The following is a 16,341-nucleotide window of genomic DNA, read 5'->3' on the forward strand; positions in this document are numbered from 1 at the left end:
AACCCGCCAAGCCGGACCTGGACGAGGCTCGTCGCTTCGCTGAAGCGATCAAGAAGGAATACCCGGACCAACTGCTGTCGTACAACTGCTCGCCTTCCTTCAACTGGAAGAAAAACCTGGACGACGCGACCATCGCCAAGTTCCAGCGCGAACTGTCCGCCATGGGCTACAAGCACCAGTTCATCACCCTGGCCGGCATTCACAACATGTGGCACAGCATGTTCAACCTGGCACACGACTACGCCCGCAACGACATGACTGCCTACGTGAAGCTGCAAGAGCAGGAATTCGCTGACGCCGCCAAGGGTTACACCTTCGTGGCTCACCAGCAGGAAGTGGGCACCGGCTACTTCGACGACATGACCACCGTGATCCAGGGTGGCTCGTCTTCGGTGACCGCGCTTACCGGTTCGACCGAAGAAGAACAGTTCCACTGATCCGCTTCGACTGAGACATCAGCCGCTGCGGACCCGATAGAAAGCTAACCGCAGCGCTGCACATCTGACGCCCCGACTGGTTCGGGGCGTTTTTTTGCCTGCAATTCAACAAACACTGCAAAACCCTGTGGGAGCGAGCTTGCTCGCGATAGCAACCCCTCAGACAAAGATGATGTGCCTGACACACCGCCATCGCGAGCAAGCTCGCTCCCACAGGGTAAAGCGGCGATCTGAAAACATTGATCCAGCGCGGTACGACTGTCAGAAAAATCCGCTAAAACGCACACCGCCGCTACTTACAGTAACGCCCATATAAGACAACTTCCCGAGTATCCGCAGGACAAGCAGTTTAAAAACCACTCCAAACAATATTGATTATCATTTATCAGCAACTATGTTCGTTACATTCCCTACAAAACATAATTGACGAAATGCCACCCAATGCCCAAGGCGCAAGGCCTGCAGGGGGTTTTAAGCGCGCTATGTCCTTATTCCTATAAATAATTTCGCTATAGGAATTTTACTTGCCGGGTGTTTAGCCATAAAATCAGCAGGATTGATTGCTGCGACATATCGTCACTGCTTTTGTTTCTTTTCAAGCTCAGAGACCCTTGCTCTCTGTTAAGGATTACCAGCATGCCCGAAGCGACAGGACTCATGGCCCATAACTGGGGCTTTGCCATTTTCCTTCTAGGCGTCGTCGGCCTCTGCGCCTTCATGCTCGGTGTCTCCAGCCTACTCGGGTCAAAAGCCTGGGGCCGCAGCAAAAACGAACCGTTCGAGTCCGGCATGCTACCTACAGGTGGCGCCCGCTTGCGGCTCTCAGCCAAATTCTATCTGGTCGCGATGCTCTTCGTGATCTTCGATATCGAAGCCCTCTTTCTCTTTGCATGGTCTGTGTCCGTCCGCGAAAGCGGCTGGACCGGATTCGTCGAAGCTCTCGTTTTCATAGCAATTCTGTTGGCAGGCCTTGTCTACCTATTCCGAGTGGGCGCCCTTGACTGGGCTCCGGAAGCTCGGCGCAAGCGGCAAGCGAAGCTGAAACAATGAGGCTTTGGCAATGCAATACAATCTCACCAGGATCGACCCCGATGCTCCTAACGAGCAGTATCCGATTGGCCAGCGGGAAACCGTTTCCGATCCGTTAGAAGATCAAGTTCACAAAAACATTTTCATGGGCAAGCTCGAAGACGTGCTTAACGGCACGATCAACTGGGGGCGCAAGAACTCCCTGTGGCCGTATAACTTCGGTCTTTCGTGCTGCTACGTGGAAATGACCACCGCCTTCACGGCGCCCCACGACATCGCGCGCTTTGGCGCCGAGGTTATCCGGGCATCGCCGCGTCAGGCGGATTTCATGGTTATCGCCGGTACCTGCTTCATCAAGATGGCGCCGATCATTCAGCGTCTCTACGAGCAAATGCTCGAACCCAAATGGGTCATCTCCATGGGTTCGTGCGCCAACTCCGGTGGCATGTACGACATCTACTCCGTCGTTCAAGGGGTGGACAAGTTCCTGCCCGTGGACGTCTACGTGCCTGGCTGCCCGCCCCGCCCTGAAGCTTTCCTGCAAGGCTTGATGCTGTTGCAGGAGTCGATTGGCCAGGAGCGTCGCCCACTTTCCTGGGTCGTTGGCGATCAAGGCGTGTATCGCGCCGAGATGCCTTCCGAAAAGGAAAAGCGCCGCGAACAGCGTATTCAGGTAACCAACCTGCGCAGCCCCGACGAAGTCTGATCCAGATCTGCTGTTTCAAAGAAACGAGAAGCTGGCTTCATTCTTTACGTTGACCGAAAGCGATAAATAACCATGACTACAGGCAGTGCTCTGTACATCCCGCCTTACAAGGCAGACGACCAGGATGTGGTCGTCGAACTGAACAACCGTTTTGGCCCGGAGGCGTTCACCGCCCAGCCTACCCGCACCGGCATGCCGGTGCTTTGGGTTGCCCGTGCCAAACTCGTCGAAGTCCTGACCTTCCTGCGTAACCTGCCCAAGCCGTACGTCATGCTCTATGACCTGCACGGCGTGGACGAGCGTCTGCGTACCAAGCGTCAAGGGCTGCCGAACGGCGTCGACTTCTCCGTGTTCTATCACTTGATGTCGATCGAACGTAATAGTGACGTAATGATCAAGGTCGCCTTGTCCGAAAGCGACCTCAGCCTGCCGACCATCACCAGCATCTGGCCCAACGCCAACTGGTACGAGCGTGAAGTCTGGGACATGTTCGGCATCGACTTCAAAGGCCACCCGCACCTGTCGCGCATCATGATGCCGCCGACCTGGGAAGGTCACCCGCTGCGCAAGGACTTCCCGGCCCGCGCCACCGAGTTCGACCCGTTCACCCTGAACCTGGCCAAGCAACAGCTCGAGGAAGAGTCCGCGCGCTTCAAGCCTGAAGACTGGGGCATGAAGCGTTCCGGCCCGAACGAGGACTACATGTTCCTCAACCTCGGCCCGAACCACCCGTCCGCGCACGGTGCGTTCCGCATCATCCTGCAGCTGGACGGCGAAGAGATCGTTGACTGCGTACCGGACGTCGGTTACCACCACCGTGGTGCCGAGAAGATGGCCGAGCGTCAGTCCTGGCACAGCTTCATCCCGTACACCGACCGCATCGACTACCTCGGCGGCGTGATGAACAACCTGCCGTACGTGCTCTCGGTCGAGAAGCTGGCCGGTATCAAGGTGCCCGAGAAGGTCGACGTCATCCGCATCATGATGGCCGAGTTCTTCCGGATCACCAGCCACCTGCTGTTCCTGGGTACCTACATCCAGGACGTCGGCGCCATGACTCCGGTGTTCTTCACCTTCACCGATCGCCAGCGCGCGTACACGGTGATCGAGGCGATTACCGGTTTCCGCCTGCACCCGGCCTGGTACCGCATCGGTGGCGTCGCCCACGACCTGCCGCGCGGTTGGGAAAAACTGGTCAAGGACTTCGTCGAGTGGATGCCCAAGCGTCTGGACGAATACCAGAAAGCCGCACTGGACAACAGCATCCTGCGTGGCCGGACCATCGGCGTCGCCGACTACAACACCAAAGAGGCCCTGGAATGGGGTGTCACCGGTGCCGGCCTGCGTTCGACCGGTTGCAATTTCGACCTGCGTAAAGCGCGCCCGTACTCGGGCTACGAGAACTTCGAATTCGAAGTGCCGCTGGCCGCCAATGGCGATGCCTACGACCGCTGCATCGTGCGTGTCGAAGAGATGCGCCAGAGCATCAGGATCATCGACCAGTGCCTGCGCAACATGCCGGAAGGCCCGTACAAGGCGGATCACCCGCTGACCACGCCGCCGCCGAAAGAGCGCACCCTGCAGCACATCGAAACCCTGATCACGCACTTCCTGCAAGTTTCGTGGGGCCCGGTCATGCCGGCCAACGAATCCTTCCAGATGATCGAAGCGACCAAGGGCATCAACAGTTATTACCTGACGAGCGATGGCGGCACCATGAGCTACCGCACCCGGATTCGTACCCCAAGCTTCCCGCACTTGCAGCAGATCCCTTCGGTGATCAAAGGCAGCATGGTCGCGGACTTGATTGCGTACCTGGGTAGTATCGATTTCGTTATGGCCGACGTGGACCGCTAAGCATGAACAGCACGCTTATCCAGACAGACCGTTTCGCCCTGAGCGAAACCGAGCGCTCGGCCATCGAGCACGAGTTGCATCACTACGAAGACCCGCGCGCGGCGTCGATCGAAGCCCTGAAGATCGTCCAGAAGGAACGTGGCTGGGTGCCGGACGGCGCCCTGTACGCCATCGGCGAGATCCTCGGCATCCCGGCCAGCGACGTTGAAGGTGTGGCGACGTTTTATAGCCAGATCTTCCGTCAGCCAGTGGGCCGTCACATCATTCGCGTCTGCGACAGCATGGTCTGCTACATCGGTGGCCACGAGTCCGTGGTCAGCGAAATCCAGAGCAAGCTGGGCATCGGCCTGGGTCAGACCACCGCCGACGGTCGTTTCACCCTGCTGCCGGTCTGCTGCCTCGGCAACTGCGACAAGGCGCCGGCGTTGATGATCGACGACGACACTTTCGGTGATGTGCAGCCAGCAGGCGTTGCCAAATTGCTCGAGGGCTACGTATGACCCTGACTTCTTTCGGTCCAGCCAACCGCATCAAGCGTTCGGCCGAGACTCACCCGCTCACCTGGCGTCTGCGTGACGACGGCGAAGCCGTCTGGCTCGACGAGTACCAGGCGAAGAACGGTTACGCCGCTGCGCGCAAGGCCTTCGCCGACATGGCCCAGGACGACATCGTCCAGACCGTGAAGGATTCCGGCCTCAAGGGTCGCGGCGGTGCAGGCTTCCCCACTGGCGTGAAGTGGGGCCTGATGCCAAAGGACGAATCCATCAACATCCGCTACCTGCTGTGCAACGCGGATGAAATGGAGCCGAACACCTGGAAAGACCGCATGCTGATGGAGCAACTGCCCCATCTGCTGATCGAAGGCATGCTGATCAGTGCCCGCGCGCTGAAAACCTACCGTGGCTATATCTTCCTGCGTGGCGAGTACACCACCGCCGCCAGGCACCTGAACCGTGCCGTGGAAGAAGCCAAGGCAGCGGGCCTGCTGGGCAAGAACATCCTGGGCAGCGGCTTCGATTTCGAGCTGTTCGTCCACACCGGTGCAGGGCGTTATATCTGCGGTGAAGAAACCGCACTGATCAACTCCCTCGAAGGCCGCCGCGCCAACCCGCGCTCCAAGCCGCCCTTCCCCGCCGCCGTTGGCGTGTGGGGCAAGCCGACCTGCGTGAACAACGTCGAAACCCTGTGCAACGTGCCGGCGATCATTGCCGACGGCGTGGACTGGTACAAATCGTTGGCTCGCGAAGGCAGCGAAGACATGGGCACCAAGCTCATGGGCTTCTCCGGCAAGGTCAAGAACCCGGGCCTGTGGGAACTGCCATTCGGCGTGACCGGTCGCGAGCTGTTCGAAGACTACGCCGGTGGCATGCGCGACGGTTACAAGCTCAAGTGCTGGCAGCCTGGCGGCGCCGGTACCGGCTTCCTGTTGCCGGAACACCTGGACGCACAAATGTACGCCGGCGGCATCGCCAAAGTGGGCACCCGTATGGGTACCGGCCTGGCCATGGCGGTGGACGACAGCGTCAACATGGTGTCCCTGCTGCGCAACATGGAGCAGTTCTTCGCCCGCGAATCCTGTGGCTTCTGCACCCCGTGCCGCGATGGCTTGCCATGGAGCGTCAAGCTCCTGATGGCCATCGAGAACGGCGAAGGCCAGCCAGGCGACATCGAGACCCTGCTGGGTCTGGTCGGTTTCCTCGGCCCAGGCAAGACCTTCTGTGCTCACGCACCGGGCGCCGTGGAGCCGTTGGGCAGCGCAATCAAATACTTCCGCCATGAGTTCGAAGCCGGTATCGCGCCAGTCAGCGCCACCGTCCCGCCTCTGGCAAGGCCGATCCTGGTCGGCGCGTAAACGCTTAAAAAAGGCGAAGGGTCCGTGCCCTTCGCTTTTCGTGTGATGACGCCTTTAACGGCTGTGTTGATTCACGCGGATAACAAGATTCCATTAGCCACGCCCGCTGACACCGGGCCAACGAAGAACTTTGAACCATGGCCACTATCCACGTAGACGGCAAAGAGCTCGAAGTCGATGGGGCAGACAACCTGTTACAGGCATGTCTGTCGCTAGGCCTCGATATTCCTTATTTCTGCTGGCACCCTGCCCTTGGCAGCGTTGGCGCTTGCCGCCAGTGCGCGGTCAAGCAGTACACCGACGAGAACGACACCCGTGGTCGTATCGTGATGTCCTGCATGACGCCTGCCACCGACAACACCTGGATCTCCATCGAAGATGAAGAGTCCAAGGCGTTCCGCGCCAGTGTTGTTGAATGGCTGATGACCAACCACCCTCACGACTGCCCGGTCTGTGAAGAAGGCGGTCACTGCCACCTGCAAGACATGACGGTAATGACCGGCCACAACGAGCGCCGTTACCGCTTCACCAAGCGTACTCACCAGAACCAGCAACTGGGCCCGTTCATTTCCCACGAAATGAACCGCTGCATCGCTTGCTACCGCTGCGTGCGCTTCTACAAGGACTACGCCGGCGGCACCGACCTCGGTGTGTACGGCGCCCACGACAACGTGTACTTCGGTCGCGTTGAAGATGGCGTGCTGGAAAGCGAGTTCTCCGGCAACCTCACCGAGGTCTGCCCGACCGGTGTGTTCACCGACAAGACTCACTCCGAGCGCTACAACCGCAAGTGGGACATGCAGTTCTCGCCGAGCATCTGCCATGGCTGCTCCAGCGGTTGCAACATTTCCCCGGGCGAGCGTTACGGCGAACTGCGTCGCATCGAAAACCGTTTCAACGGTTCGGTGAACCAGTACTTCCTGTGCGACCGTGGCCGTTTCGGCTATGGCTACGTCAACCGCGAAGACCGTCCGCGTCAGCCACTGCTGGCGGGCGGCGCCAAGCTGAGCCTCGACGACGCGCTGGATAAAGCAGCCGATCTGCTGCGCGGTCGCAACATCGTCGGTATCGGCTCGCCTCGCGCCAGCCTCGAAAGCAACTACGCGTTGCGCGAACTGGTCGGTGCCGAACACTTCTACTCGGGTATCGAAGCCGCCGAACTGGAACGCATCCGCCTGGTCCTGCAAGTGCTCAAAGACAGCCCGCTGCCAGTACCGAACATGCGCGACATCGAAGACCACGACGCCGTGTTCGTCCTCGGTGAAGACCTGACCCAGACTGCTGCACGCATGGCCCTGTCCTTGCGTCAATCGGTCAAGGGCAAGGCCGAAGACATGGCCGATGCCATGCGCGTTCAGCCTTGGCTCGACGCCGCGGTGAAGAACATCGGCCAGCACGCGCTGAACCCGCTGTTCATCGCCAGCCTGGCTGAAACCAAGCTCGACGACATCGCCGAAGAATGCGTTCACGCGGCTCCCGACGACCTGGCCCGCATCGGTTTCGCCGTGGCTCACGCCCTCGACGCCAGCGCTCCAGCCGTAGAAGGCCTGGACGCTGAAGCCCTCGAGCTGGCCAAGCGCATTGCCGACGCCCTGCTCGCGGCCAAGCGTCCACTGATCATCGCCGGTACTTCCCTGGGCTCCAAAGCCCTGATCGAAGCGGCCGCGAACATCGCCAAGGCGCTGAAACTGCGCGAGAAGAACGGTTCCATCAGCCTGATCGTGCCAGAGGCCAACAGCCTCGGCCTGGCCATGCTAGGTGGCGAATCGGTCGACGCCGCGCTGCAAGCAGTAATCGATGGCCGTGCCGACGCCATCGTCGTGCTGGAAAACGATCTGTACACCCGTACCGACAAGGCCAAGGTCGATGCTGCCCTGACCGCCGCGAAAGTGCTGATCGTCGCCGACCACCAGAAGACCGCCACCAGCGATCGCGCGCACCTGGTCCTGCCAGCCGCCAGCTTCGCTGAGGGCGACGGTACCCTGGTCAGCCAGGAAGGTCGCGCCCAGCGCTTCTTCCAGGTCTTCGATCCGAAGTACATGGACGCGAGCATCCTGGTTCACGAAGGCTGGCGCTGGCTGCATGCCCTGCGCGCAACCCTGCTGAACCAGCCGATCGACTGGACCCAACTGGACCACGCCACCGCCGCTGTCGCTTCCAGCACACCGATTCTGAACCGCATTGTTGACGCCGCACCGTCCGCCGCGTTCCGCATCAAGGGCATGAAACTGGCCCGTGAACCGCTGCGCTACTCCGGTCGTACCGCCATGCGCGCCGACATCAACGTGCACGAACCGCGTACCCCGCAGGACAAGGACACCGCGTTCGCCTTCTCCATGGAAGGTTACTCGGGTTCGGCCGAACCGCGTCAGCAAGTACCATTCGCCTGGTCTCCGGGCTGGAACTCGCCGCAAGCCTGGAACAAGTTCCAGGATGAAGTCGGTGGTCACATCCGCGCTGGCGACCCGGGCACCCGCCTGATCGAAACCAGCGGTGACTCGCTGAACTGGTTCGCCAGCGTTCCGCGTGCGTTCAACCCGGCCCAGGGCACCTGGCAGGTCGTGCCGTTCTTCCACCTGTTCGGCAGCGAAGAGAACTCTTCGAAAGCCGCTCCGGTTCAGGAACGCATTCCGGCTGCTTATGTTGCTCTGGCCAAGTCCGAAGCCGACCGCCTGGGTGTCAATGACGGTGCCATGCTGAGCCTGAACGTGGCCGGCCAGACCCTGCGTCTGCCGCTGCGTATCAACGAAGAACTGGGCGCCGGTCTGGTGGCCTTGCCTGCGGGCATCGCCGGCATCCCGCCAGCGATCTTTGGCAAATCCGTTGACGATCTGCAGGAGGCAGCGCAATGACCTTGTTCACTCCTGAAGTGATCGACATCATCATCGCGGTCCTCAAGGCCGTGGTGATTCTGCTCGCCGTGGTGGTCTGCGGCGCCCTGCTGAGCTGGGTCGAGCGTCGTTTGCTCGCCCTCTGGCAGGACCGTTACGGTCCGAACCGCGTCGGTCCGTTCGGCGCGTTCCAGATCGCGGCCGACATGATCAAGATGTTCTTCAAGGAAGACTGGACGCCGCCATTCGCCGACAAAGTGATCTTCACTTTGGCGCCGGTCGTGGCCATGAGCGCCTTGCTGATTGCCTTCGCGATCATCCCGATCACCCCGACCTGGGGTGTCGCGGACATCAACATCGGCATCCTGTTCTTCTTCGCCATGGCCGGTCTGTCGGTCTACGCGGTGCTGTTCGCCGGCTGGTCGAGCAACAACAAGTTCGCCCTGCTGGGCAGCTTGCGGGCCTCGGCGCAAACCGTGTCGTACGAAGTGTTCATGGGCCTGTCGCTGATGGGCATCGTGATCCAGGTCGGCTCGTTCAACATGCGCGACATCGTCGAATACCAGGCGCAGAACATGTGGTTCGTCATTCCGCAGATCTTCGGTTTCCTGACCTTCTTCATCGCTGGCGTCGCCGTGACTCACCGTCACCCGTTCGACCAGCCGGAAGCGGAACAGGAACTGGCCGACGGTTACCACATTGAATACGCCGGCATGAAATGGGGCATGTTCTTCGTCGGCGAGTACATCGGCATCGTGCTGATCTCGGCGCTGCTGGTGACCTTGTTCTTCGGTGGCTGGCACGGTCCGTTCGGCATTCTGCCGCAGATCCCGTTCATCTGGTTCGCGCTGAAAACCGCGTTCTTCATCATGTTCTTCATCCTGCTGCGCGCCTCGATTCCGCGCCCACGGTATGACCAAGTGATGGATTTCAGCTGGAAGTTCTGCCTGCCGCTGACCCTCGTCAACATGCTGGTGACCGCTGCGATCGTGTTGCTCAACACGCCCGCCGTCGCGGCTCAGTGAGGATAGAGAATCATGAAGTACATTTTTGACATCGTGCATGGCTTCTTCACCCAGCTTCGCAGCCTGGTGATGATCTTCGGCCATGCCTTCCGCAAGCGCGACACGCTGCAATATCCGGAAGAGGCGGTGTACCTGCCGCCACGCTTCCGTGGCCGGATCGTGCTGACCCGCGACCCCGACGGCGAAGAGCGTTGCGTAGCCTGCAACCTGTGTGCCGTGGCGTGCCCGGTTGGTTGCATCTCGCTGCAGAAAGCTGAAACCGAAGACGGTCGCTGGTACCCGGACTTCTTCCGCATCAACTTCTCGCGCTGCATCTTTTGCGGCCTCTGCGAGGAAGCCTGCCCGACCACCGCGATCCAGCTGACGCCGGATTTCGAAATGGCCGAGTTCAAACGTCAGGACCTGGTTTACGAGAAAGAAGATCTGCTGATCTCCGGCCCCGGCAAAAACCCTGATTACAACTTCTATCGTGTTGCAGGTATGGCGATTGCCGGTAAGCCCAAAGGCTCCGCGCAGAATGAAGCCGAACCGATCAACGTGAAGAGCTTGCTGCCTTAAGGAAGAAAGATGGAATTCGCTTTCTATTTCGCATCGGGTATCGCTGTGGTGTCCACGCTCCGCGTGATCACCAACACCAACCCTGTGCACGCCCTGCTCTACCTGATCATTTCGCTGATCGCCGTGGCGATGACGTTCTTCGCCCTCGGCGCACCGTTTGCCGGTGTACTGGAAGTGATCGCCTACGCTGGCGCCATCATGGTGCTGTTCGTGTTCGTGGTGATGATGCTGAACCTTGGCCCGGCCTCGGTTCAGCAAGAGCGCGTCTGGCTCAAGCCCGGTATCTGGGGCGGCCCGGTCCTCCTCGCCGCGCTGCTGCTGGTAGAACTGCTGTATGTACTGTTCTCCCACCATAGCGGCCAGGCCGTCGGCCACACCACCGTAGACGCCAAGGCCGTGGGCATCAGCCTGTTCGGTCCTTACCTGCTGGTGGTCGAACTCGCCTCGATGCTGCTGCTCGCCGCAGCCGTCACGGCGTTCCATCTGGGCCGTAACGAAGCCAAGGAGCAATGACGATGCCTGCTATCCCTATGGAGCATGGTCTGGCGGTCGCCGGCATCCTGTTCTGCCTCGGTCTGGTCGGCCTGATGGTCCGCCGCAACATTCTCTTCGTGCTGATGAGCCTGGAGGTCATGATGAATGCCTCCGCCCTGGCGTTCATCGTTGCCGGTAGCCGCTGGGCGCAGCCGGATGGACAGATCATGTTCATCCTGGTGATCAGCCTGGCAGCTGCCGAGGCCAGTATTGGCCTGGCAATCCTGCTGCAACTGTATCGCCGCTTCCACACGCTCGATATCGACGCTGCCAGTGAGATGCGCGGATGAACCTTCTCTATCTGACTTTCCTGTTCCCTCTGATCGGTTTTGTGCTGCTGGCGTTTTCCCGGGGACGCCTCTCGGAAAACCTCTCGGCGCTGATCGGCGTCGGCTCCATTGGCCTGTCGGCGATCGTCGCGGCTTATGTGATCTGGCAATTCAACGTGGCTCCGCCGGAAGGCGGCCACTACACCCAGGTGCTGTGGCAATGGATGGCGGTGGAAGGCTTCACGCCGACCTTCGCCCTGTACCTGGACGGCCTTTCGGTGACCATGCTCGGCGTGGTGGTTGGCGTCGGCTTCCTGATCCACCTGTTCGCGTCCTGGTACATGCGCGGTGAAGACGGCTACTCGCGCTTCTTCGCCTACACCAACCTGTTTATCGCCAGCATGCTGTTCCTGGTCCTGGCCGATAACCTGCTGTTCGTGTACTTCGGCTGGGAAGGCGTGGGCCTGTGCTCGTACCTGTTGATCGGTTTCTACTACAGCAACCGCAACAACGGTAACGCCGCACTCAAGGCCTTCATCGTGACCCGTATCGGTGACGTGTTCATGGCCATCGGCCTGTTCATTCTGTTTGCCCAACTGGGCACGCTGAACGTTCAGGAACTGCTGGTGCTGGCTCCGCAGAAATTCCAGTCCGGCGACTTCTGGATGGTCATGGCCACCCTGATGCTGCTGGGCGGCGCTGTCGGTAAATCCGCGCAACTGCCGCTGCAAACCTGGCTGGCGGACGCGATGGCCGGTCCTACTCCGGTTTCGGCACTGATCCACGCCGCGACCATGGTGACCGCCGGTGTCTACCTGATCGCCCGTACCCACGGCCTGTTCACCCTGGCGCCGGAAATCCTGCACCTGGTGGGCATCGTTGGCGGCGTGACCCTGGTTCTGGCGGGTTTTGCAGCCCTGGTCCAGACCGACATCAAGCGTATCCTCGCCTACTCGACCATGAGCCAGATCGGCTACATGTTCCTGGCCCTGGGCGTTGGTGCCTGGGACGGCGCGATCTTCCACCTGATGACCCACGCCTTCTTCAAGGCCCTGCTGTTCCTTGCATCCGGTTCGGTAATCGTTGCCTGCCACCACGAGCAGAACATCTTCAAGATGGGCGGCCTGTGGAAGAAACTGCCACTGGCCTACGCCAGCTTCATCGTCGGTGGCGCGGCCCTGGCGGCCCTGCCTCTGGTGACCGCAGGCTTCTACTCCAAGGACGAAATCCTCTGGGAAGCGTTCGCCAGCGGCAACCACGGTCTGCTCTATGCAGGTCTGGTCGGCGCATTCATGACCTCGCTGTACACCTTCCGCCTGATCTTCATCGCGTTCCATGGTGAAGCGAAGACCGAAGCCCACGCCGGTCACGGCATCGCCCACTGGCTGCCACTGTCGGTGCTGATCGTATTGTCCACCGCCATCGGCGCGATGATCGTTCCACCGCTGCACGGCGTGCTGCCGCAAAGCGTCGGCCATGCCGGCGGCGAAGCCAAGCACAGCCTGGAAATCGCCTCGGGCGCCATCGCCCTGGCCGGTATCCTGCTGTCCGCGCTGCTGTTCCTCGGCAAGCGTCGCTTCGTCACCGCCATCGCCAACAGCGGCATCGGCCGTATCCTCTCGGCCTGGTGGTTCGCTGCCTGGGGCTTCGACTGGATCTACGACAAACTGTTCGTCAAGCCTTACCTGGCGATCAACCACATCCTGCGCAAAGACCCGCTGGACCAGACCATCGGTCTGATCCCGCGTATGGCCAAAGGCGGCCACACCGCCCTGAGCCGTACCGAGACCGGTCAACTGCGTTGGTACGCCGCCTCGATGGCTGCTGGTGCCGTGCTGGTCATCGGCGCCGTCGTGCTGGTAGCGGTCTGATATGAACCTTGCGAACTTGCGAAAGGAATTGAGCCCGTCATGATTCTGCCTTGGCTAATCCTGATCCCCTTCATCGGCGGCCTGCTGTGCTGGATGGGTGAGCGCTTCGGCGCCACCCTCCCCCGCTGGATTGCGCTGATCACCATGTCCCTGCTGCTCTCCCTCGGCCTCTGGCTGTGGGCCAACGGTGACTATTCATTTGCACCAAAGCCTGGCGCCGATCCGACCTGGGCGCTTGAGTTCAAGCACGTCTGGATCCAGCGCTTCGGCATCAACGTGCACCTGGCCCTCGACGGCCTGTCGCTGTTGATGATCATGCTGACCGGTCTGCTGGGTGTCCTCTCGGTACTCTGCTCGTGGAAAGAGATCCAGCGTCATGTTGGCTTCTTCCACCTGAACCTGATGTGGATCCTGGGCGGTGTCGTCGGCGTGTTCCTCGCCCTCGACCTGTTCATGTTCTTCTTCTTCTGGGAAATGATGCTGGTGCCGATGTACTTCCTCATCGCGCTCTGGGGTCACAGTTCTTCGGACGGCAAGAAAACCCGGATCTACGCGGCGACCAAGTTCTTCATCTTCACTCAGGCTTCCGGCCTGATCATGCTGGTGGCGATCCTGGGTCTGGTACTGGTCAACTTCAACGACACCGGCGTGATTACCTTCAACTACGCCGACCTGTTGAAGACCAAAATGTCGACGACCACCGAGTACATCCTGATGCTCGGCTTCTTCATCGCCTTCGCGGTCAAGCTGCCGGTCGTACCGTTCCACTCCTGGTTGCCTGACGCTCACGCACAGGCGCCGACCGCAGGTTCCGTCGACCTCGCCGGTATCTTGCTGAAGACCGCGGCCTACGGCTTGCTGCGTTTCGCCCTGCCGCTGTTCCCGAATGCCTCGGCCGAGTTCGCGCCGTTCGCCATGACCCTGGGTCTGATCGGGATTTTCTACGGTGCGTTCCTGGCGTTCGCGCAAACCGACATCAAGCGTCTGATCGCCTTCTCGTCCGTTTCCCACATGGGCTTCGTACTGATCGGCATCTACTCCGGCAGCCAACTGGCGCTGCAGGGCGCGGTGATGCAGATGCTGGCGCACGGTCTGTCGGCGGCGGCACTCTTTATCCTGAGCGGCCAGTTGTACGAACGCACTCACACCCGCGACATGCGTGAAATGGGTGGCCTGTGGTCGAAGATCGCTTACCTGCCGGCCCTCAGCCTGTTCTTCGCAGCCGCGTCCCTGGGCTTGCCGGTTACCGGTAACTTCGTCGGTGAGTTCCTGATCCTGATCGGCACCTTCCCGATCGCCCCATGGGTCACCATCATCGCGACGTCCGGCCTGGTGTTCGGTTCGGTCTACTCGCTGATCATGATCCACCGTGCCTACTTCGGCCCGTCCAGATCGGACGCGGTGATGCATGGCATGGACGGTCGCGAACTGATCATGGTGGTCGGCCTGGCAGCGCTGCTGATTTACATCGGCGTCTACCCGCAACCGTTCCTCGATACCTCTGCCGCTACGATGCATGGCGTGCAGCAATGGCTCGGTACCGCCTTCACTCAACTCGCTTCGGCCCGGTAAGAGCGCTATGGAATTCACGACTCAACACTTTATCGCGCTTGCGCCGTTGTTGATCACCAGCGCCACGATCATCGTGGTGATGCTGGCGATCGCCTGGCGCCGCAACCACTCCCAGACCTTCCTGCTGTCGGTGGCGGGTCTGAACCTGGCTTTGCTGTCGATCCTGCCAGCCTTGAAGGTCGCGCCCCTGGCCGTGACCCCATTGCTGCAGATCGACACCTTCGCCTGCCTGTACATGGCGCTGATCCTGGTCGCCACCCTCGCTTGTGTCACCCTCGCCCACGCCTACCTCGGCGATGGCGGCACGGGTTACCCGGGCAACCGTGAAGAACTGTACCTGCTGATCCTGATGGCCGCTGCCGGTGGCCTGGTGCTGGTCAGCGCGCAGCACCTGGCCGGGTTGTTCATCGGTCTGGAACTGCTCTCGGTACCGGTCTACGGTCTGGTGGCTTATGCCTTCTTCAACAAGCGTTCGCTGGAAGCCGGCATCAAGTACATGGTGCTGTCGGCCGCCGGGTCCGCGTTCCTGTTGTTCGGTATGGCCCTGCTCTATGCTGACGCCGGTTCCCTGAGCTTCAACGGCATCGGCCAGGCCCTGGCGGCCACCGGCCTGCCAAGCTCGCTGGCGCAACTGGGCCTGGGCATGATGCTGATCGGCCTGGCTTTCAAGCTGTCGCTGGTACCGTTCCACCTCTGGACTCCAGACGTGTACGAAGGTGCTCCGGCGCCGGTGGCAGCGTTCCTGGCCACCGCTTCCAAGGTTGCCGTGTTCGCGGTGATGGTGCGTCTGTTCCAGATCTCGCCAGCGGCGAGCAGCGGCGTGCTGAGCAACGTACTGACCATCATCGCCATCGCGTCGATCCTGTTCGGTAACCTGCTGGCGCTGACCCAGAGCAACCTCAAGCGTCTGCTGGGTTACTCGTCCATCGCCCACTTCGGCTACCTGCTGATCGCCCTGGTGGCGAGCAAGGGTCTGGCCGTGGAAGCCATCGGCGTGTACCTGGTCACCTACGTGATCACCAGCCTCGGCGCCTTCGGCGTGATCACCCTGATGTCCTCGCCGTACAAAGGCCGTGACGCAGACGCCCTGTACGAATACCGCGGCCTGTTCTGGCGCCGTCCGTACCTCACCGCCGTGCTGACCGTTATGATGCTGTCCCTGGCCGGTATCCCGCTGACTGCGGGCTTCATCGGCAAGTTCTACATCATCGCCACCGGTGTCGAGTCGCACCAGTGGTGGCTGGTCGGTTCCCTGGTACTGGGCAGCGCCATCGGCGTCTTCTACTACCTGCGCGTGATGGTCACCCTGTACCTGATCGAACCGAACCTGCGCCGCGTCGACGCTCAACTGCACTGGGAACAACGTGCAGGCGGCGTGATGCTGCTGGCGATCGCGGTACTGGCCTTCTTCCTCGGCCTGTACCCACAACCGCTGCTGAACCTGGTTCAACAGTCGGGTCTGGCGGGTTGATCGCTTGAGCGACACTCGGCAGTAAACGGAAACGGCACCTTCGGGTGCCGTTTTTGCGTTTGATGCTTGAGCTTTTCGAATGCACTAATGGCTGAGGCTTCTGCTCCAGAGGGTTGCCAAGTGCAAAGATCTTGCTGATTGGACCTGACCTGCCCACCACTGGAAATTAATGACTCATTGAGATGCTTGTTCGGCTAGAGATACTTTGTGTCTGGTACGCCCTCATCGCGAGCAAGCTCGCTCCCACAGTGACCGAGGATACCCTCGGATTTTGTGTACGACACAAAACCTGTGGGAGCGGGCTTGAACTGGTCAACTAATTTTGGACA

The 16,341-nt window shown here is 60.6% G+C and carries 13 protein-coding genes and 1 pseudogene; all 14 read left to right on the plus strand.

The features are described from left to right. Positions 1–437: pseudogene (locus PMI29_RS27230) on the plus strand (isocitrate lyase); the annotation flags it as partial. 636 nt (positions 438–1,073) lie between these two features. Beyond that, on the plus strand, positions 1,074–1,487 hold the full coding sequence (locus PMI29_RS27225) for an NADH-quinone oxidoreductase subunit A (protein WP_003223812.1): 414 nt from the start codon (positions 1,074–1,076) through the stop codon (positions 1,485–1,487). A gap of 10 nt (positions 1,488–1,497) precedes the next feature. Continuing rightward, positions 1,498–2,172, plus strand: coding sequence for a NuoB/complex I 20 kDa subunit family protein (locus PMI29_RS27220; protein WP_007970441.1), 675 nt, complete (start codon positions 1,498–1,500; stop codon positions 2,170–2,172). A 72-nt stretch (positions 2,173–2,244) separates the two neighbouring features. Beyond that, positions 2,245–4,029 carry an NADH-quinone oxidoreductase subunit C/D gene (gene nuoC, locus PMI29_RS27215; RefSeq protein ID WP_007993846.1) on the plus strand — a complete coding sequence of 595 codons (1,785 nt, stop codon included), beginning with the start codon at positions 2,245–2,247 and terminating at the stop codon, positions 4,027–4,029. 2 nt (positions 4,030–4,031) lie between these two features. Beyond that, on the plus strand, positions 4,032–4,529 hold the full coding sequence (nuoE, locus tag PMI29_RS27210) for an NADH-quinone oxidoreductase subunit NuoE (RefSeq protein WP_007970445.1): 498 nt from the start codon (positions 4,032–4,034) through the stop codon (positions 4,527–4,529). After that, complete coding sequence (nuoF, locus tag PMI29_RS27205) at positions 4,526–5,881, plus strand: NADH-quinone oxidoreductase subunit NuoF (RefSeq protein WP_007993847.1); 1,356 nt, start codon at positions 4,526–4,528, stop codon at positions 5,879–5,881. The genes nuoE and nuoF overlap by 4 nt, the downstream gene beginning before the upstream one ends. A 137-nt stretch (positions 5,882–6,018) precedes the next feature. Continuing rightward, entirely contained in the window at positions 6,019–8,733 is a 2,715-nt protein-coding gene (gene nuoG / locus PMI29_RS27200) for an NADH-quinone oxidoreductase subunit NuoG (protein ID WP_007993848.1), read from the plus strand. Further along, the gene (gene nuoH / locus PMI29_RS27195; protein WP_007993849.1) at positions 8,730–9,737 is read left to right on the plus strand and encodes an NADH-quinone oxidoreductase subunit NuoH; all 1,008 of its coding nucleotides are present in this window, start codon (positions 8,730–8,732) and stop codon (positions 9,735–9,737) included. The genes nuoG and nuoH overlap by 4 nt, the downstream gene beginning before the upstream one ends. Positions 9,738–9,749: 12 nt before the next feature. After that, the gene (gene nuoI, locus PMI29_RS27190; RefSeq protein WP_007981268.1) at positions 9,750–10,295 is read left to right on the plus strand and encodes an NADH-quinone oxidoreductase subunit NuoI; all 546 of its coding nucleotides are present in this window, start codon (positions 9,750–9,752) and stop codon (positions 10,293–10,295) included. A 9-nt stretch (positions 10,296–10,304) separates the two neighbouring features. Further along, entirely contained in the window at positions 10,305–10,808 is a 504-nt protein-coding gene (gene nuoJ / locus PMI29_RS27185) for an NADH-quinone oxidoreductase subunit J (RefSeq protein WP_007981266.1), read from the plus strand. A gap of 2 nt (positions 10,809–10,810) precedes the next feature. Further along, entirely contained in the window at positions 10,811–11,119 is a 309-nt protein-coding gene (nuoK, locus tag PMI29_RS27180; RefSeq protein WP_007946416.1) for an NADH-quinone oxidoreductase subunit NuoK, read from the plus strand. Next, a complete protein-coding gene (nuoL, locus tag PMI29_RS27175; protein WP_007993852.1) occupies positions 11,116–12,969 on the plus strand; it encodes an NADH-quinone oxidoreductase subunit L in 1,854 nt (617 codons plus the stop codon). The genes nuoK and nuoL overlap by 4 nt, the downstream gene beginning before the upstream one ends. Before the next feature lie 39 nt (positions 12,970–13,008). Next, complete coding sequence (gene nuoM / locus PMI29_RS27170) at positions 13,009–14,541, plus strand: NADH-quinone oxidoreductase subunit M (RefSeq protein WP_007993853.1); 1,533 nt, start codon at positions 13,009–13,011, stop codon at positions 14,539–14,541. 7 nt (positions 14,542–14,548) lie between these two features. Beyond that, entirely contained in the window at positions 14,549–16,012 is a 1,464-nt protein-coding gene (gene nuoN, locus PMI29_RS27165; protein WP_007993855.1) for an NADH-quinone oxidoreductase subunit NuoN, read from the plus strand. Positions 16,013–16,341: the final 329 nt, after the last annotated feature.

The organism is Pseudomonas sp. GM49, from assembly GCF_000282355.1.
Classification (GTDB): domain Bacteria; phylum Pseudomonadota; class Gammaproteobacteria; order Pseudomonadales; family Pseudomonadaceae; genus Aquipseudomonas.